This is a genomic window from Lacinutrix salivirga (assembly GCF_053604675.1).
The window spans coordinates 48,824-67,879 of record NZ_JBSHNP010000108.1; the positions used below are offsets into that span (position 1 = coordinate 48,824).

Genomic DNA, 19,056 nt, shown 5'->3' on the forward strand with positions numbered 1-19,056 from the left:
AAATGAGTTTTTTAAATTATAATATAATGGAAGCTTCGTTATTAAAAACAGTTAAAAATACAATAAAACATTGGTACATTCCATTAATGGTTGGTATCTTCTTTGTTGTTGTAGGTATAGTGGTAATATCCTCGCCAGAAGGATCATTAAAAGCGTTGTCAATATTGTTTGCTTTGTCTTTTTTGTTTAGCGGATTATCAGAAAGTATTTTTTCAATACTTAACAAAGACCGATTAGACAATTATGCTTGGACCTTAGCATTTGCAATAATTACACTATTCGTTGGTGTTTTATTGTTGCTAAAACCAACGCTATCAATTACCGCTTTAGCATTTTATATTGGTTTTGTGATTTTATTTCGTTCTATTTCAACTATAGGATTCGCGTTAGATGTTAAAAAATACGGAAGTAAAAATTGGACTGGACTATTAATTTTTGGAGTAATTGGTGCTATCGCATCATTTATTCTTATTTGGAACCCACTTTTTGCAGGACTTAGTATTATAATTTTAGTGGCTTTAAGCTTTTTGTTTGCAGGATTGTTTAATATTTTCTTGGCAATGCAGCTTAAAAGCTTACATAAATCTTCTAAACACATTTCTGCAGAATTGTTAAAGCGTTATGAAAATATTTTAGAAGAAATCCAAGGAGAATGGGATAATCAATAAATTATGATAAAAATAAATAAAGCTAAGCTAACAGACTTAGAAACTATTATAGTTATTGAAAAGCAACTATTTAAAACAGATTCTTATCCAGCTTTTGTTGTTAGACAATTGTTTGATATCTCTGGCAATTATTTTTTAGTTGCAAAACACAAAAATGAAATAATAGGCTATATTATTGGAGGTTTAAATACTTACGAAAAACGAGGGTGGATATTATCGCTTGGAGTACATGAAAAAGCAAGAGGTAAAGGTTTAGGAAAAAAACTTACAGAACAATTAATTAAAGTTTTAAAACCTTATAATATTAATGAAGTTGCGTTAACTGTATATCCTGATAATAAACCTGCAATAACCATTTATAGAAATTTAGGATTTAAAGGAGATAGCATTTTAGATAATTATTTTTTTGATAATGGACAACGAATAGTAATGTCAAAGACTATAAACTAAAATAATTTGTATTATGAGCAAAATTCTTAATAATCGTTGGATGTTATTATTAATAATTACACTCACTTGGGGAAGTTCTTTTATGTTAATAAAAAAATCGCTAGTCGCTTTTTCTCCTTTTGAAATTGGAGCAATACGAATAATTGGTTCTGGACTATTATTAGCCTTTATTGGGATTCCAGCCATTAAAAAAATGACTAAAAAAACTTTACTTTGGGTAACTGTTGTTGGTTTTTTTGGTAATTTTTTACCTATGTTTTTGTTTCCTATTGCGCAAACACAAGTGAGTAGCTCGTTAGCAGGAATATTAGATTCTTTAGTGCCAGTTTTTGTGTTAGTATTTGGATTTTTACTCTTCGGGATTAAGAGTAAATTATCACAAATTGTAGGAGCACTTATTGGTTTTGTAGGAGCAGCAAGCTTAATCTATTTTTCTGATGCCAACACAGAAGGCTCACAATTTGGTTATGCCATGCTCATTGTTTTAGCAGGAGCTTCTTATGGAATTAATGCGGTTGTAATTGCAGAGCGAACATCAAAGGTAAAAGCTGTTGAACTAACTGCTGCTGTTTATACTATTTGGGCAATACCAGCACTTGTAATATTATATTTTACTGGTTTTATTCAAAATTTTAAATTAACGCCAGAAGTTATTAAACCACTAGGCTATTTATCGTTTTTAACCCTATTTGGAACTGCAATTGCCATGTTACTATATTATAAGCTAATTCAAAAAACATCAGCTGTTTTTGCAAGTACTGCCAGTTATTTATTACCAATTGTTGCTGTTATTTGGGGAATAATAGACGGCGAAAAATTTACCATTTGGTATGTTTTTGGTGGCTTGTTAATTTTATTAGGTATTTATTTAATTAGAGAAAAGAAAGTAAATCCTAAACTAGTACCTCGTGTTTAAATCACGAATTTGAAGATATTTAGTTTTAACAAACATTAACCAATTAATGAATTTTTTAACTTGTATTCATGGTTAAATATTAGTATTTTAAAGTAAAATTAAAAAGTCTTAATTAATAGCTGATTGTAGAATTTTGCTGCACTATTTATTTAAAAAAAACTTTTAAAACCAACTAAAATGAAAAATAACAAATCAAAACTCACAAGACAAACTGGAGCACCAGTTGGAGATAATCAAAATGTACAAACTGCAGGACCACGAGGACCAATGCTAATGCAAGATGCTTGGTTTCTTGAAAAAATGGCAAATTTTGATCGCGAAGTTATTCCAGAGCGACGCATGCACGCAAAAGGATCTGGTGCTTTTGGTACGTTTACAGTAACACACGATATAACTAAATACACAAAAGCTAAAATTTTTAGTGAAATTGGTAAAAAGACCGAAATGTTTAGTCGCTTTTCTACCGTTGCTGGAGAAAGAGGTGCTGCAGATGCAGAAAGAGATATTAGAGGTTTTGCACTTAAATTTTATACAGAAGAAGGGATTTGGGATTTAGTAGGAAACAATACACCTGTATTTTTCTTTCGCGATCCAATGAAGTTTCCCGACTTAAATCGTGCCGTAAAACGCGATCCTAAAACCAATTTAAGAAGTGCCAATAATAACTGGGATTTCTGGACGCTACTTCCAGAATCTTTACACCAAGTCACCATAACTATGAGTGATCGTGGTATTCCAAGAGGTTATAGACACATGCATGGTTTCGGAAGTCATACTTTTAGTTTTATTAATAAAGACAATATTAGACATTGGGTAAAGTTTCATTTTGTATCGCAACAAGGCATTGAAAACTTATCTGATGAAGAAGCTGCAAAGCTTGTAGGAGTGGATAGAGAATCGTCTCAAAGAGACCTTTTTGATGCTATTGAAGCAAAAGATTTCCCGAAATGGAAACTATTTGTTCAGGTAATGACAGAGGAAGAAGCAAAATCATACCGTTTTCATCCTTTTGATTTAACCAAAGTATGGTCTAAAAAAGATTTTCCGCTTATTCCTGTTGGCGAATTCGAATTAAACAGAAATCCGGAAAATTATTTTCAAGATGTAGAGCAAGCCGCTTTTAATCCATTAAATGTGGTTCCAGGAATTGGGTTTTCACCAGATAAAATGTTACAAGGACGTTTGTTTTCTTATGGAGATGCGCAACGTTATAGATTGGGTGTAAACCACTATCAGATTCCTGTAAACAAACCAACATGTCCTTATCATTCTAACCATAGAGATGGAACGATGCGTGTAGATGGAAATCATGGAGGCACTTTACATTACGAGCCAAATAGTTATGGCGAATGGCAAGAACAACCAGAGTTTAAAGACCCTCCTTTGGAGTTAAATGGAGACGCTTATGCTCATAATTTTAGGGATGATGATGAAGATTACTACACACAACCAGGTGATTTATTCCGTATAATCAAAGCCGATGGAAAAGATCAGTTATTGTTTGATAATACTGCAGCACAAGTAGGTGGAGCAGAAAAATTTATTCAAATCCGTCATATTAGAAACTGTTATAAAGCTGATCCTGAATATGGACAAGGCGTTGCAAAAGCATTAGGCTTAACAATGGATGAGGTTAATAGTTTTGATATGTCGCCTTATAATAAATGGGCACCAAAAGCAGATAATAATCCAATATCTAAGTGTCCAAGACATTAATTTAATAACTTTTTCAAGCGAATATAATGTTAGAAGAAAATAAAAAAATGAAACTTGCTGAAGCACTTTTGTTGCGTTCAGATTTAATGAAGAAAATAGAACATCTTCAAAATAGAATAAGACCAGTTTTAATTGTATCTGACAATAAAAAACCACAAGAAGATCCAGATAAAATATTGGCGCAATTAAGAATAGCAATTCAAGATTTAGAAGTCTTGGTTGTTAGAATTAATAAAACCAATAATGAAACAATTATTAAAGGCGAAGGTTCACTTATGGAAGCTCTTGCAAAACGAGATACTTTAAAAATGCTTTCAGAAAAATTAAGAAACATTAGGTTCGCTGCTCAAGTAAATAATAGTGGCGAATCTAACCTTAAAACAACCATCGATATTAAAAAGTTACAAATTGAAATGGATCAAACAGGAAGAAAATTTAGAGAAATTGATAGTAAGATTCAAGAATTAAATTGGCTTACAGAATTAAAATAATTAAAAAAAAGCCGAAAGGCGGAATGATTGGAGCGAGTATCAGCCCTTTTTTGTGGTAGTTTTCTGGGCAAACTGAAAACACTACCAACTACAAGCTGCTTGGGTTGTGGCAAAACTGTATTGTTTAAGACCCATTACTGCTTACAAATTACAAGTGTATAGTGTAAAATTTACTACCAGATACTGACCAATCATTCTTTTTAATATAAACAAAAGAGATAGTAACATTTAATTGAATAATACATGAAAAATCCAGCAAAAAAAGTAGTAGAAAATATGTTCGCTGCATTTAGCAGTGGCGATGCAGATAAATTTGTTGCAACCGTTTCAGACGATACTGTTTGGATTTATCATGGCACACAAATTATCCCAAAAGGACGGTTTGAAAAGAAAGCAGGTGTTAGAGCTTTTTATACTAATATTATGGAAAGGACTGAGATTATTAACTTTGAGCCGCTTCAGTATATATCAGAAGGCAATACAGTTGTAGTTTTAGGACGCGAGCATCAAAAAGTAAAACGATCAGGAAGAGAACTAAAACAAAATTGGGTTCAGATTTATACAGTTGAAAATAATTTGATTACCAAAATGGAAGAATTTGCTTCATCGGAAGAAGTGAAACACTAAAAATACAGTTTGTTAAAAATTAAAAAGATAGAACTATGGAGAATGAAAAATTAAATAACAATCCGTTGTTATGCGATATAGAAACAGGAATGTGTGAAACTACAGATGAAACCATAAATACGTCATCTAAAAGTAACGTGCAATCCACAGAGAAATCTCTAAAACTCACTTATTATACAGATCCTATTTGCTCGTCGTGTTGGGGAATTGAACCACAATTACGAAAACTCAAACTAGAATATGGCAATGCCATTGACATAGACTATAGAATGGGAGGGTTATTACCAGATTGGAGTTACAACAGTGGTGGTATTGGAAAACCATCTGATGTGGCTTCGCATTGGGACGAAGTCAGTGTGCATTACGATATGCCAATTGATGGAGACCTTTGGTTAGAAGACCCTTTAGATTCGTCCTATCCTCCTTCAATAGCGTTTAAAGCTGCACAGATTCAAGACCAAGACAAAGCACATTTGTTTATGCGCGAAATTAGAGAAATGGTATTCTTGAAAAAGAAAAATATTGCAAAGTGGGAACATTTAGCAACTGCAGCAAAAACTGTTGGACTACATGTAGAACAATTAAAAACCGATTTTGAAGGCAAAGCAAAAGAGTTATTTGCGGAAGATTTAAAATTAGGAAGAGAACTTGGAGTACGAGGATTTCCTACCATATTCTTTGTAGATGATGCAGGAAATACAGAAACCGTTTATGGCACCAGACCTTATGCGTTTTACGAAATGGCAATTCTAAAACTAAATCCTAATGCTACAAAAAGTGAATACAGTAAAAATTGGGAAGCATTGTTTTCAAAATACCATTCACTTACTGCAAAAGAATATTCTGAACTTTCAGGAACACCAAGAAATGAAAGTGAAACACTATTGAATGAACTTTCAGAAAAAGGGAAATTGCAAAAACTAAACACAAAAAATGGTTCTATTTGGACTATTAAATAAAAAACAATTAATACTTTTATAAAAATGGGGAAATATTCAAGTTTATCTGTAGCTATCAATGACCTTACAGAAAAAGGTTACACCTATAATTTTAATATGAAAGAAGAGTTCATAGAGTGTGCAGAAATTCAATGCCAATTACAACCAGACGAATTTAATATAGATGAAAAATACCGTTTCGAAGAAATGTCTGATGTAGATAACGAAAGCGTTTTATACGCTATTTCTTCAAAAGATGGTAAAATAAAAGGACTTTTGGTAAACGCCTACGGAATCTATGCAGATTATGCATCGTTTAAATTAGTACAAAAACTCAACAGACCAGAAAGAAAATAATTATGTCAAATATTAAATTAATTATAGAAGAAAGAGCTACCAACATTGGAAGTTTTATGGTTGGTCGTTTATTACCTTTTCGTCAAAAACGAATGGTTGGTCCTTTTATTTACATCGATCACATGGGACCAGTTAAAATGAATGAACGCGAAAATTTTGATGTGTTGCCTCATCCACATATTGGACTTTCAACCCTTACCTTTTTATTCGAGGGTAGTATCATGCATCGCGATACTTTGGGTAATAAAGTAGAAATAAAGCCAGGAGCAGTCAATTGGATGACTGCAGGAAAAGGCATTGTACATTCTGAGCGTACACCAGAATATCTTAGAGATTCACCATTATTTATGCATGGTTTACAAATTTGGGTAGCATTACCAAAGGGTTTGGAGCAGATGGATCCAAAATTTTCTCATATTGAAGAAAAAGATATTCCTAGTTGGACTGATGGAGATTTAGAGTTCAAATTAGTGGCAGGTGAAGCTTTTGGTAAAAAATCGCCAGTACCAGTGTTTAGTAAGTTATTTATGATTGAAATAAAAAGCAAAACTAAACAAGTTGTCAATATTGGTAATGCGCTTTATGGAGAAGCTGGTTTATATATACTTAAAGGTGCTATTGAGAGTGAAGGTCATATTTATGAACCAAAGCAATTGTTAGTAGCCAAAGACAGTACGCTTTGCGAATTTACCATTCAAGAAAATAGTACGATTTATATTTTTGGAGGCGAACCTTTTCCTGAAGAACGTTTTATTGATTGGAACTTTGTGTCTTCAGATAAGGAATTAATTGCCGAAGCAAAACAAAAATGGAAAGATCAGGAATTTGATAAAATTGAAGGCGACGACAAAGAATACATACCTTATCCAACGTTTAACAAAAAGTAAAACCGTTTCAGTTTACTGTTTTTAAAATTTCACCAATACCATAAATAGAATTATTAATGAATTGGATTTTACTAGGAGAAATCATATACATACTCATTGTTATTATAATAGTTGCTAGAGTACTTTATGATACTCGGAGTACAACCAAAACTCTATCCTACATATTATTTATTGTGTTTGTACCTATTTTGGGAATGATTTTCTATTTTTCCGTAGGTGTAAATTATAGAAAACGAAAATTATACTCTAAAAAAATTGTTGAAGACGAATCGCTTCGCGCTAGCATCAGAAACAAACTAAATACCTATTCTGAAACAGTAAGCAATTCAGGTTTAATTCCACAAAAAAGTAAAACTTTAATAGAGTTTATTCGTCGTGCTGGTTACAGTCCTTTAACAGGAAATAATGAAGTAAAACTCTTAATTAATGGCGAAGAAAAATTCCCAGAATTATTAAAAGCTTTAGAAAACGCAAAATCTCATATTCATATAGAATATTATATTTATGAAGATGATATTACTGGTAACCAAGTTGCAGACCTACTCATTAAAAAAGCAAAGCAAGGTGTTGAGGTACGTTTTATGTACGACGATTTTGGAAGCCATAGCCTTGGAAAGACGTTTATTAAAAAATTAAATGATGCTGGCATCCAAACCGCACCTTTTTATAAAATAAAATGGTATGCTCTTGCAAACCGATTGAATTACAGAAACCATAGAAAAATAATAGTTATAGATGGTATTGTTGGTTTTGTTGGTGGCATAAATATGAGTGATAAATACCGAAACGATTTAAAAAAGGACAATCATTTATATTGGCGAGACACGCATATAATGATTAAAGGTCAAGCCACAGCCTATTTACAATATCTATTTATGGGAGATTGGAATTTTTGTAGTAAAGTACCATTTCAATATTCCGAAACTTATTTTATAGATAATACAGAAAAAGAAAGCATAGAAAATGAAATAGTACAAATAGCAGCTTCAGGACCAGATAGTAAGCAACCTGTTATTTTTTACTCACTTTTAGAAGCTATAAGTTCTGCAAAAGAGAGAATATACATTACAAGTCCGTATTTTATACCAGACGAAAGTTTAATGGACGCCTTATTAATAGCTATACAAGGCGGATTGGATGTTAAAATTATTATTCCAGGCGAATCCGATTCTAAAATAGTAAATGCAGCAGCAAGTGCCTATTATACAGAGTTGCTTCAAGTTGGCGCAAAAATCTATAAGTATAACAAAGGATTTGTTCACGCAAAAACAATGGTTATTGACAATGATTTGGCGATAGTAGGCTCTGCAAATATGGATTACAGAAGTTTTGACCTTAATTTTGAAGTCAATGCTATGGTATATAGCAAAAACATTGCAGCACAATTAACTGAAGCTTTTAAAAACGATCTAAAAGTCTCTACATTAATCGATGCAGAAACTTGGTTAAATAGACCAAAATATATCCATTTATGGGAAAAGTTGGTGAGGTTATTATCGCCTTTTCTTTAAATATAGGTTATATTTAAATTTTTAATTTAAACAGAAATAAACAAATAAAATAGATGATAAAAAGAGTCTTCCTCACACCATTTCAAAAATTCGTAAAAATTGAAAGTTTTAGTGGTATTTTATTACTGCTAACAACAATTTTAGCCTTGGTTTGGGCAAATTCATCTTTCGGAGAATATTATACAAAACTTTGGCAATATGAAATAGGAATGGTTACCGATAGTTTTGAATTTAAAAAACCATTAATCCTCTGGATAAACGACGGATTAATGGCTGTTTTCTTTTTCCTTATTGGTTTAGAGATTAAAAGAGAATTGATGATAGGCGAACTCAATTCTATGAAAAAAATAGCCTTTCCATTAGTAGGTGCTTTAGGAGGTATGTTAATTCCAGTAATTTTCTTTTTAGTTTTAAATCAAAACCCAGATACTACTAAAGGATGGGGAATTCCAATGGCAACGGATATTGCTTTTTCATTAGCAGTGTTAAATGTTCTTGGAAAGCGTGTGCCATTAAGTTTAAAAATATTTTTAACTGCTTTTGCTATTGTAGATGATATTGGAGCAGTTTTAGTTATAGCTTTGTTTTATAGCGGTTCTATTAATATGACCTTGTTATTTATTGCTTTAGCAATGTTAGCAGTGCTGTACTTTCTGTCTTACAAAGGGTTCTATTCAAAATTTTTAATGTTTTTCTTTGGTATAATCATTTGGTTTTTATTCTTAAAATCAGGTATTCATCCAACGGTTGCAGGTATTTTGCTGGCTTTTTCTGTGCCTATTCAACAAAAAATAGACACCTCAACATTTATCTCACAACTAGAAAGTATTTACGAGGATATTAAACAGGCTAGTGTTTTAAAAAAACCAATTTTATCAATAGAACAAGTTGAAGCTATGGATGATTTGGAGGATTGGTCCAATAAATTTCAATCGCCTTTGCAGCATTTAGAACATAATCTACATGGTTGGGTGGCTTATTTTATTATTCCAATATTTGCTTTAGCAAATGCAGGAGTGGTTATTGATAGTTCTGCGTATTTAGATACAGCTTTAGTAACTAACATTATAATTTGTTTAGTGTTAGGAAAAGGTATTGGGATTACCTCTCTTGTTCTATTTGCAAAAAAACTTAAATGGATTGAAGTACCAAGCGATATAAGTGTTAAACAAATAATTGGTGTTGCATTTTTAGCAGGAATTGGATTTACAATGGCAATATTTATTGCAAGTTTAGCATTTGCATCTACACCAGAATATATAGATTCTGCCAAAATAGGCATTCTAATTGGGTCGTTTATTTCTGCAATTATTGGGTATTTAATTTTAAGAACAAGTACTAATAAGGTTTAAATGGCAATAGAAAACATACCAGAGATTTTCTATAAAGACTCAAAAAAAGAGCAGGATGTTTTTGTGTATGACTTTAAAATGTTAAACAATGTTGTAAAAAGCAAAGTGAACCTCAGTATGCACATGTTTAGCTTTCTGCAAGTTGGCAAAAAGCAGGTTCATTTTGCTGATGCTTCAGTTGCTGTAAACAAAAATCAATCCTTGTTACTTAAAAAGGGAAATTGGCTTTGGACAGAATTATTAGATACAGACGCTAATTATTATTGTAAGTTATTATTTTTTTCAGACTCTAAACTTTCGGACTTTTTAAAAAAGCATACTAGCAATATTCAATCTAATAATGATGATGCCTATTTTGTTATTGAAAATGATGATTATATTTTATCCTATTTAAATACTCTATCTACAATTACAGATGCGCCTGCAATTTTTAAAGATAATTTATTGTCGGTAAAATTCGAAGAGTTATTACTATACCTTATTAATAAATACGGAACCCAATTTGAATACTACTTACAATCTTTAATTTCAAAAGAAGTTTCATCTTTTAAAAAAGTGATAGAAAGCAATGTATATTCTAATTTAAAGTTAGAAGAAATTGCTTTTTTATGCCACATGAGTTTATCTACTTTTAAGCGAAGCTTTATAAAAGAATACAAAGTTTCACCTGGCAAATGGCTTCAGGACAAACGACTTCTAAAAGCAAAAGAAACATTAGAGCAAAGCGATTTAAGACCTTCGGACATTTACTTAGATTTTGGTTACAACAATTTGTCAAACTTCAGTATTGCATTCAAAAACAAATTTGGGTTTAATCCTAGCGAAATACCTTCCTAAAAATTGATTTTTACCTGACTTTTGTTATTACAAAAATTCAGTCTTTACAAGTGTACAAACATCAATAAGCAATACAACTAAAAACTGCGACTACGACTGAATTTTGTAAATTGACCTTTTTTCATAAGCTACTGAACTGTTTTAGTAACAAGATACCTTAACTCTCAATGTATCTTTGCATGAGAATAATAATAATACTAAAACAAAATAATATGAATATTACATTAGCACAAGCAGAAAAAGCAATTGCAGCAGCAAAACAAAAATCTACAGCAATAGATACAAAAATGAATATAGCAGTTGTAGATGCAGGTGCAAACTTAGTCGCATTTGGTCGTATGGATGGTGCATGGTTAGGATCTTTAGACATTTCAATTAAAAAAGCAAAAACAGCTCGTTTTTTTGATATGAATACAGGGATTATTGGTGAATTATCACAACCAGGACAACCTTTGTATAATATCGAACATTCAAACAACGGATTAATTTCATTTCCAGGTGGTGTACCAATTAAAAACGCAGCAGGCGAAATCATTGGAGCTATTGGAGTAAGTGGAAGCTCTGTAGAAAACGATCATACAGTTGCAGAAGCAGGAGCAAAAGCAATTTAAATTATAGTTAATTAATAGCAAAAAAGAGGACTTTAATAAAATTGAAGTTCTCTTTTTTAATACTTAATAGTAAGGTTTTTAAACTGTAAAAAACAACTACATTTAATAGTATTAAACCTAAGGGTTTTATTAGGTAAATTGAAAGATATTTGTTATATTTATCTTTTATATAAAGTATTATAAAACAATGAATCAATTTAAAAAAAATCAACTACAAAATACCTTAAAGACGCTTGTTTATAACATGTGTTTTGCTTTTTTTTATTTTGATATTCTTCAAAAAAGAAAACTTATCTTTCTGAATTAATCAGGCATGACGAGTGTGCCTGAACAACTCATTTACATTATTATTTACTTAAGATTTTTCAATTCAAAACATATTGAGAATCTATACTCGCAATTAAAATAATAGATGGATTACAAGGAGTTAAAGCAATGTTTGTTTTTTTTAATAATCTAAAATAATACTATCATGGCTAAGTTAAGAAAGAAGCTTACAAAAGCAGAACTAAACCAAAAACGACAAGAAAAAATTCTAAAAAAATTAGAAGAGAAAAAAATGAAAAAACGTAAAGCAAGAGTAGCTTAAATTCATTTTTAATAGATTAGTAATAGGCTGTAAATGGACGTTTGCAGCCTATTTAATTTTAGTCATAGTTTTATTAAAAAATAATAGAATTAATTATGAGTAGAGGATTTGTAAAAGAAGACGACCAAGAAGAAATTCCTATAGTACCACCAAGAGCAGATTTGCCAGTAGGTATAACCAATTATGTCACACAAAATGGTATGGATGCACTTTTAACCGAAAAACAGGAGTTTTTAAATAAAATTGAACATCTAGATATAGCTAACGAAAAAGATAGGCGAATAGCCATTAATTTTATAAACGCGAAACTACAGTTGCTAAATCATAGAATTTCTACAGCAAAAATTATTCAATTAGATGCACAACCGCAAGACGAAGTACGTTTTGGTGCAACAGTAACACTAAAAATTGGTAGTACAAAAAAAACGCAAAACTATCAAATTGTAGGCGTTGATGAAGCCAATATTTCTAAAGGTAAAATATCTTTTGTTTCACCATTAGCAAAACTATTAATAAATAAAACAGTTGGAGATAAAGCCATTTTAAAGTTGGCAAAAGAGGATCGTATTTTTAAAATTTTAGAGATAAACTACAACTAGAACACTCATAGAAGTTCCATTAACAAATTGTTATTTTTTATGCCTCCTTTACTTATTTAAGAATAACTGTAAGAGACGTTTTAGTGTATTTTTTTTGCTAAAACAATCTAAGACAAACAAGATGTTAAAGATTACTTAATTTACAGAAATAACCAATAAGTCTCATTAATAAAATGACAAAATTTGGCTATCTTTGAAGAGATTAAAAAACATAAATACACATGAAAAATTTAGTAGGAATAGATAGAAACAAAGCCGAGAAATTAGTTGTAGAACTTAATATTTTACTAGCAGATTACGAAATTTTTTATCAAAATTTAAGAAGTTTTCATTGGAATATTAAAGGTAAAGAATTTTTTGAATTGCACACAAAATTTGAAGAATTATACAACGATGCCTTTGTAAAAATCGATGAAATCGCAGAGCGTATTTTAACACTCGAAGGAGAACCACTACACACTTACACAGATTATCTTGAAACTACTGAAATTAAAGAGGCAAAAAGTATTTCGGATGGAAATAAATGTGTGGAAATTATTGTAAAAAACTTCTCGACTTTAATCACAAGAGAACGTCAAATCCTTTCTTTAGCAGGAGATGCAGATGATGAAGGTACTGTGAGCCTAATGAGTGATTATATTTCTGAAACAGAAAAGACTCTTTGGATGCTTAATTCTTATTTAAAATAATCTTCTAAGTGGATTTGTAAAAAGTCTATAAATAACTTAGAATTTTATATTGAGCGCAGTCAAAAAACATTAAAAAATAAACTCTTAATGTTTTTGATTGCGTTTTTTTTAATACATTCAAGAAAAAAAGGAGATAAAGTAAACAAATAGACGAACAACCATTAACTATGCATGAACTTACAGCTGCTTTTATATTTCTGTTTGCTGTTATAGATCCAATTGGGTCTGTACCAGTATTTATTGCAGTAACAAAGGATTTTAATGAGAAGGAGAAAAGGCATATTGCTTTTAAATCTGTTTTTATTTCGGCATTAATTCTTGTGTTTTTTATTGCTGTTGGAGAATTAATTCTCAATGCTATTAATATTTCTTTGGCATCTTTTCAAATTGCTGGAGGCATTGTACTCTTTCTTTTTGCACTAAGTATGATTTTTGGTGATAGTAAGCCAGAGTCGGAAATAAAAACAATAAAAAACACTGTTGAAACAGCTATTTTTCCAATGGCTATGCCTTCCATAGCTGGACCAGGAGCAATGCTTGGAGTTGTATTACTAACTAAAAACTCTGTATATAGTATTTGGGAGCAATTTCAGCTAAGTTTAGTTTTAATGGGTGTTCTAATTGTTGTCCTAATATTGTTACTATTAGCCAGTAAAGTACATAAAATTATTGGAGACGCTGGAGCCAGCGTTATCAGTAGAGTAATGGGTTTAATCCTTTCTGCTGTTGCTGTGGCTAATATTATTGATGGGCTTAAAGTAGCATTTAATTTAGTGTAGCTATTAACGTCGGTAAATAGAAAATACGAAGTTTATATAATGGATAATGTTAAAACATATCAAAAAGTAAATGCAACTGAAGATAATGTCCATTTCGGCATATCTAAAATGGAAGCCATTTACACCAAACGAAATGGTGAAGTAGATGAGCCTCACAGACATAACTATTACACTGTTTTAATTGTTAGAGAAGCAAATGGAGAGCATAAAATCGATTTTAATACCTATAAGTTAGCAAAACAACAAATCTATTTTGTGGCTCCAGGCCAAGTACATCAGGTTGTTGAACAAGATAAATCCTATGGTTTTGCAATGACTTTTTCTAATCAGTTTCTAGTTCAAAACTCCATCCCATTATCGTTTATAGATAGTTTAAACCTGTTTCAGAATTATGGTCAAAGTCCGCCTTTAATGCCAAATCAACAACAATTTGAAACCATTGTAGCTTATACCAATCAAATTTTTGATTTATTTCATGGCGATTCAAATATGAAACACCTGTCTATTGGTGCATTTTTAAAGTTGTTACTTATAGAATGTAATAATATTTGTTCTATCAACCCAATAGAATCTGATGTTGATACCTCAGGAGACAATCTTATTAGAGACTTTAAAAAAGCTGTAAATAGTAAGTATAAAACAGAGCATTCTACTACCTATTATGCAGATGTACTTCATATCACACCAGATCATTTAAACAGAGTCATCAAATCTAAAATTGGAAAAACAGCAAAAGAATATATTCAAGCAAGAATAATAACCGAAGCAAAACGATTGCTCTATTTTACAGAGTTATCTGCAAAAGAAATCGGTTTTGATTTAGGTTTTAATGAACCAGCCAATTTTAGTGCATTTTTTAAAAAGCACACACAAGTTTCGCCTTCAAACTTCAAAAAAAATGAGGTTAATGCCTGATTTTTATACAAATATCGGATTTTCATAAGTTAATCCCTTTTTTTAATATTCCACACACTTCTAAATCGTCCCATCTTTGCATTGTAATTAAAGTGTAAAGAAAATGGATCGCAAAAAATTTATTAAAAACGCATTTTTAACAGGTGTTGCTGGTGCAATAGCACCACAAATACTAAAAGCGGAAACTAACGAACCTGTAAAATCTACTTACGACACATTAATGGAACAAGTAGGATTCAATCATTTACCAAATAAAACTATAAAAACTATGAATACAATAATTCACAAAGCAGACACAAGAGGTGTAGCAAATCATGGTTGGCTAAACTCACACCATACTTTTAGCTTCGCAAATTATCACAATCCAGACCGAATGAATTTTGGCGTACTACGTGTTTTAAACGACGATATAGTTGCACCAGGAATGGGATTTGGCACACATCCACATCAAAACATGGAGATTATCTCAATTCCATTAGAAGGCGATTTAGAGCACAAGGATAGTATGGGAAATGTCGCAGTTATTAAAGAAGGTGATGTACAAGTATTAAGTGCTGGAACAGGTATAACACACTCCGAATACAATAAAAATAAAGACAAGGAAGTGAAATTTCTTCAGATTTGGGTATTCCCAAAAGAGAAAAATTTAGAGCCACGTTACGATCAAGTTTCAATTAGGGAAATTGCAAAAGACAATGCATTTTATCAAGTGCTTTCGCCTAATAAAGACGATCAAGGCGTTTGGGTTAACCAAGATGCTTGGTTTCATATAGGCAATTTTACCAAAGGAAATTCAGAGACTTATAAACTGAAAAAAGAAGGCAACGGAGTCTATGCTTTTATCCTTGAAGGAGACGTAGAAATCGATGGCGAAAAATTATCAAAAAGAGATGGAATAGGAATTTGGGACACAGACAAAGTAAACGTAACAGCTTCAGAAGATGCTCGTGTACTTTTAATGGAAGTACCAATGACGCTTTAGTAGGAATTTAAAAACAAGCAATAATTATAAAACTAATAAACAATGAAACAAATAACAAAAAACCTATTTAGTCCTGGTGCATATCCAAACAATGTGAGCGTTGCACTTTTAATATTACGAGTTGTAATTGGTGTTTTTATGCTAACGCATGGTTGGGGAAAAATGGAAACTTTATTTGGTAGCGAGCCTATACAATTTCCAGATCCTATGGGAGTTGGTGCAACATTATCTTTAGCACTTACAATATTTTCTGAAGTATTGTGCTCAATTCTATTAATTATAGGTCTAGGAACGCGTTTTGCTGCTATTCCTTTATTAATCACAATGCTTGTTGCTGCTTTTGTTGTGCATATCAACGATGGATTTGGGAAGCAAGAATTCGCATTGCTTTATGCAGTCATCTATCTAACCATTGCACTAATAGGAGCAGGTAAATACTCTTTAGATTATTTAATATCGAAAAACAGAAATAGTTAAAATAAATAAATTCAACACTAAAAATTATAACAATGGAAACAAACACAAATTGGTTAATAGACAACGCACATTCAGAAATTGCTTTTAAGGTAAAACACATGATGATTTCAACTGTAACAGGTCATTTTGAAGATTTTTCAGCATCAGCTAAAACACATGGAGATGATTTTACGAATGCAAAATTTGAATTTAGTGCAAAAACAGCATCTATAAATACAAAAAACAGCGACAGAGACACACATTTAAAATCGGATGACTTTTTCAATTCTGAAAAATTTCCGGAACTAAAATTTGTTTCAAAATCATTTGATGGCGAACACCTAATTGGCGATTTAACTATAAGGGACGTTACAAAAGAAGTGACTTTAGATGCCGACTTTAATGGTGTAGCAGTAGATCCTTACGGACAAACAAAAGCTGGTTTCGAAATTACAGGTCAGATAAACAGAAAAGACTTCAATTTAACTTGGAGTGCAGTTACAGAAGCTGGAAGCATCGTCGTTTCAGATAAAGTAAAATTGGTTGTAGATGTACAGTTTATTAAGCAATAATTAACAACTTATAATGTATTAATTGGGATTGATTTTTTAACTTTAAATCAGTCCCTTTTTTTTATAAGATTAGTACAAATTCAATTAAAACCATAAGAGATGAAATCAGAATATATAGACATTCCATTAGTGAAAAATGAAGACAAAAAACGTTTTGAAATAGAAATTGATGGACACTTTGCATTTATAGATTATAAAGAATATGGTAGTCAGATTGCTTTAGTGCATACCGAAACCGATCCAGAATTATCAGGAAAAGGAGCAGCAGCAGCAGTTGTAGAAAAGACATTGCATTATCTAGAGGACAACAATATAGCATTATTGCCATTTTGTCCTTATGTTTTTGCGTATATTAAAAAACATCCAGAGTGGAAACGTATTGTTAGCCCAAAATTTAAAGGTTATGATAAACTTTAAGGTCGTCATACATTCATCGTTTTTAATTTAAAAAAAAATCAGACATTTTATGAATAACAGCAATATATTTCCAGCACTTCCATTAGAAGATTGGCTAGACACAAAGGAAACACTACATCGCTATTTACAAATTGTAGGTAAATTACGTATGTCGTTAATGCCAAAAGATAATCATTGGTGGCACATCACATTGTACGTTACCAAAACTGGTATTGCTACAGGCGCAATTCCTAATAAAGATTTTACGTTTGAAGTGGCTTTCGATTTTATAGATCATAAACTTATTGTATGGACTAGTAAAGGAGAAACACGTTCTTTTAATTTGCAAGATGGACTTTCAGTGGCTGATTTCTACCAAAATTTAAAAACTATTTTAAACGAGCTGAATATTAAATTCGATATTTTGGCAATACCTTACGATTTATCCGATAGTATTCCGTTTAGTGAGTGTAAGCAATACCACACTTACAATAAAATGGCAGTGCATAAAGCGTGGAATATAATGCTGCAAGTAGATATGATTTTTAAAGAGTTTAGTGGCAAATCATATAGCAAAACCTGTCCTGTTCATATGTACTGGCATCATCTCGATTTGGTGGTTACACGTTTTTCTGGTGCAAGAGCACCAGATATGGGAGATGTCTCTCAGGTTGAAAAAGAAGCATACTCACATGAGGTTATAAGCTTTGGGCTTTGGTTTGGTGATGATACCATTAAGGAACCTGCGTTTTATTCTTATACCTATCCATCGCCAAAAGGGATTGACAAAGAACCATTGCATCCAAAAAGTGCTAAATGGCAGGATTCTAACGGAAGTCCGATGGCGCTTTTACTTTACAAGGATATTTTAAATAGCGATAATCCAAAACAAGATATAATGGACTTTTTGGAGAGCAGTTACCAAGCTGGTGCAAAATTAGCTGGTTGGAATATTGAAGATTTAAAGGTCTAACTCAATGAGTTTTTGGTGTTTTGAATAAACTGTTTTTTAAGCAGAATAATTAACAAATTCTTATAATATTAGTGGTAGCAATTGGCATTCTTATTGTTCAATATATTTCATATAAATAATTAGAAAAATTAAAAACATGACAAAAACAATTTTACCAATCGTAATACTTTCAGCATTATTTTTAATTGCATGTAAAGACACACCAAAGCAAAGCAATACAGACACTTCAATAACCGAAACTGTTGAGATGCCTAAAGATAATATAATAAAAACAACAGTGTCTAACACAGAAGGGAAGACTCTAGAAATGGTATTTAATAATACAAAAGGGACTGCAGTGCTAAACCTTAATGGAGAATCTATTGAATTAAATTCAGAAAAACCAGCTTCAGGTATTTGGTATAAAAATGAAAACTACGAATTAAGAGGAAAGGGTAATGATATTCAATTATCAAAAAATGGAGAAGTTATTTTTGAGCATAAAGATGATATAGTAAAAAGTAATATTAAAAATAAAGAAGGTCAAACCTTAGATATGACGTTTAATAATACTCAGGGTACTGTTAAAGTCTATTTAAATGGAGGCGAACAAATTGATTTAGTTGCCGAAAAAGCAGCCTCTGGTATTTGGTACAAAAACGAAGATTACGAATTAAGAGGAAAAGGAGATAATTACCAACTAATAAAAAACGGTAAAACGGTTTTTAAAAACTAATTAAATCTCACCTATTTTAAGATAAAAATG

General features: G+C 31.4%; 23 protein-coding genes. All 23 read left to right on the top strand.

Annotation, left to right across the window (positions count from 1 at the left end; all coding sequences use genetic code 11):
* Positions 1-2: 2 nt before the first annotated feature.
* The 23 genes from ACVC5O_RS09300 (at position 3) to ACVC5O_RS09410 (ending at position 19,026) form a co-directional block, all read left to right on the top strand.
* Positions 3-668 (top strand): HdeD family acid-resistance protein, encoded by a 666-nt coding sequence (locus tag ACVC5O_RS09300; RefSeq protein WP_452221206.1) that lies wholly within the window; start codon positions 3-5, stop codon positions 666-668.
* Positions 669-671: 3 nt separating this feature from the next.
* Positions 672-1,118, top strand: a complete 447-nt coding sequence (locus tag ACVC5O_RS09305) for a GNAT family N-acetyltransferase (RefSeq protein ID WP_452221207.1) — start codon at positions 672-674, stop codon at positions 1,116-1,118.
* A gap of 13 nt (positions 1,119-1,131) precedes the next feature.
* The gene (locus tag ACVC5O_RS09310; RefSeq protein WP_452221208.1) at positions 1,132-2,034 is read left to right on the top strand and encodes a DMT family transporter; all 903 of its coding nucleotides are present in this window, start codon (positions 1,132-1,134) and stop codon (positions 2,032-2,034) included.
* Positions 2,035-2,211: 177 nt separating this feature from the next.
* A complete protein-coding gene (locus ACVC5O_RS09315) occupies positions 2,212-3,750 on the top strand; it encodes a catalase (protein WP_452221209.1) in 1,539 nt (512 codons plus the stop codon).
* A 47-nt stretch (positions 3,751-3,797) separates the two neighbouring features.
* Positions 3,798-4,241 (top strand): DIP1984 family protein, encoded by a 444-nt coding sequence (locus ACVC5O_RS09320; protein ID WP_452221210.1) that lies wholly within the window; start codon positions 3,798-3,800, stop codon positions 4,239-4,241.
* Positions 4,242-4,484: 243 nt separating this feature from the next.
* The gene (locus tag ACVC5O_RS09325) at positions 4,485-4,868 is read left to right on the top strand and encodes a nuclear transport factor 2 family protein (RefSeq protein WP_452221211.1); all 384 of its coding nucleotides are present in this window, start codon (positions 4,485-4,487) and stop codon (positions 4,866-4,868) included.
* Positions 4,869-4,903: 35 nt separating this feature from the next.
* Entirely contained in the window at positions 4,904-5,827 is a 924-nt protein-coding gene (locus ACVC5O_RS09330; RefSeq protein ID WP_452221212.1) for a ClpXP adapter SpxH family protein, read from the top strand.
* 24 nt (positions 5,828-5,851) lie between these two features.
* On the top strand, positions 5,852-6,163 hold the full coding sequence (locus tag ACVC5O_RS09335) for a phosphoribosylpyrophosphate synthetase (protein ID WP_452221213.1): 312 nt from the start codon (positions 5,852-5,854) through the stop codon (positions 6,161-6,163).
* A 2-nt stretch (positions 6,164-6,165) separates the two neighbouring features.
* Positions 6,166-7,050, top strand: a complete 885-nt coding sequence (locus ACVC5O_RS09340) for a pirin family protein (protein WP_452221214.1) — start codon at positions 6,166-6,168, stop codon at positions 7,048-7,050.
* Positions 7,051-7,106: 56 nt separating this feature from the next.
* Positions 7,107-8,561: a cardiolipin synthase gene (gene cls / locus ACVC5O_RS09345; RefSeq protein WP_452221215.1), complete on the top strand. Its 1,455-nt coding sequence runs from the start codon at positions 7,107-7,109 to the stop codon at positions 8,559-8,561.
* A gap of 53 nt (positions 8,562-8,614) precedes the next feature.
* Complete coding sequence (gene nhaA / locus ACVC5O_RS09350) at positions 8,615-9,913, top strand: Na+/H+ antiporter NhaA (RefSeq protein WP_452221216.1); 1,299 nt, start codon at positions 8,615-8,617, stop codon at positions 9,911-9,913.
* Positions 9,914-10,750 carry a helix-turn-helix domain-containing protein gene (locus tag ACVC5O_RS09355; RefSeq protein WP_452221217.1) on the top strand — a complete coding sequence of 279 codons (837 nt, stop codon included), beginning with the start codon at positions 9,914-9,916 and terminating at the stop codon, positions 10,748-10,750.
* A 212-nt stretch (positions 10,751-10,962) separates the two neighbouring features.
* Complete coding sequence (locus tag ACVC5O_RS09360) at positions 10,963-11,361, top strand: GlcG/HbpS family heme-binding protein (RefSeq protein WP_452221218.1); 399 nt, start codon at positions 10,963-10,965, stop codon at positions 11,359-11,361.
* Between the two features lie 684 nt (positions 11,362-12,045).
* Entirely contained in the window at positions 12,046-12,549 is a 504-nt protein-coding gene (locus ACVC5O_RS09365; protein WP_452221219.1) for a GreA/GreB family elongation factor, read from the top strand.
* A 221-nt stretch (positions 12,550-12,770) separates the two neighbouring features.
* Positions 12,771-13,238, top strand: coding sequence for a Dps family protein (locus tag ACVC5O_RS09370; protein WP_452221220.1), 468 nt, complete (start codon positions 12,771-12,773; stop codon positions 13,236-13,238).
* Positions 13,239-13,405: 167 nt separating this feature from the next.
* A complete protein-coding gene (locus ACVC5O_RS09375; RefSeq protein ID WP_452221221.1) occupies positions 13,406-14,017 on the top strand; it encodes a MarC family protein in 612 nt (203 codons plus the stop codon).
* Positions 14,018-14,056: 39 nt separating this feature from the next.
* On the top strand, positions 14,057-14,932 hold the full coding sequence (locus tag ACVC5O_RS09380; protein ID WP_452221222.1) for an AraC family transcriptional regulator: 876 nt from the start codon (positions 14,057-14,059) through the stop codon (positions 14,930-14,932).
* Positions 14,933-15,200: 268 nt separating this feature from the next.
* Positions 15,201-15,914 carry a pirin family protein gene (locus ACVC5O_RS09385; protein WP_452221328.1) on the top strand — a complete coding sequence of 238 codons (714 nt, stop codon included), beginning with the start codon at positions 15,201-15,203 and terminating at the stop codon, positions 15,912-15,914.
* A 42-nt stretch (positions 15,915-15,956) separates the two neighbouring features.
* The gene (locus ACVC5O_RS09390; RefSeq protein ID WP_452221223.1) at positions 15,957-16,391 is read left to right on the top strand and encodes a DoxX family protein; all 435 of its coding nucleotides are present in this window, start codon (positions 15,957-15,959) and stop codon (positions 16,389-16,391) included.
* A gap of 32 nt (positions 16,392-16,423) precedes the next feature.
* The gene (locus tag ACVC5O_RS09395; protein WP_452221224.1) at positions 16,424-16,942 is read left to right on the top strand and encodes a YceI family protein; all 519 of its coding nucleotides are present in this window, start codon (positions 16,424-16,426) and stop codon (positions 16,940-16,942) included.
* Between the two features lie 99 nt (positions 16,943-17,041).
* Entirely contained in the window at positions 17,042-17,359 is a 318-nt protein-coding gene (locus tag ACVC5O_RS09400; RefSeq protein WP_452221225.1) for a GNAT family N-acetyltransferase, read from the top strand.
* A 49-nt stretch (positions 17,360-17,408) separates the two neighbouring features.
* Positions 17,409-18,311 (top strand): DUF5996 family protein, encoded by a 903-nt coding sequence (locus ACVC5O_RS09405; RefSeq protein ID WP_452221226.1) that lies wholly within the window; start codon positions 17,409-17,411, stop codon positions 18,309-18,311.
* Positions 18,312-18,447: 136 nt separating this feature from the next.
* Positions 18,448-19,026 (top strand): MliC family protein, encoded by a 579-nt coding sequence (locus ACVC5O_RS09410; protein ID WP_452221227.1) that lies wholly within the window; start codon positions 18,448-18,450, stop codon positions 19,024-19,026.
* The last annotated feature ends 30 nt before the right edge of the window (positions 19,027-19,056 follow it).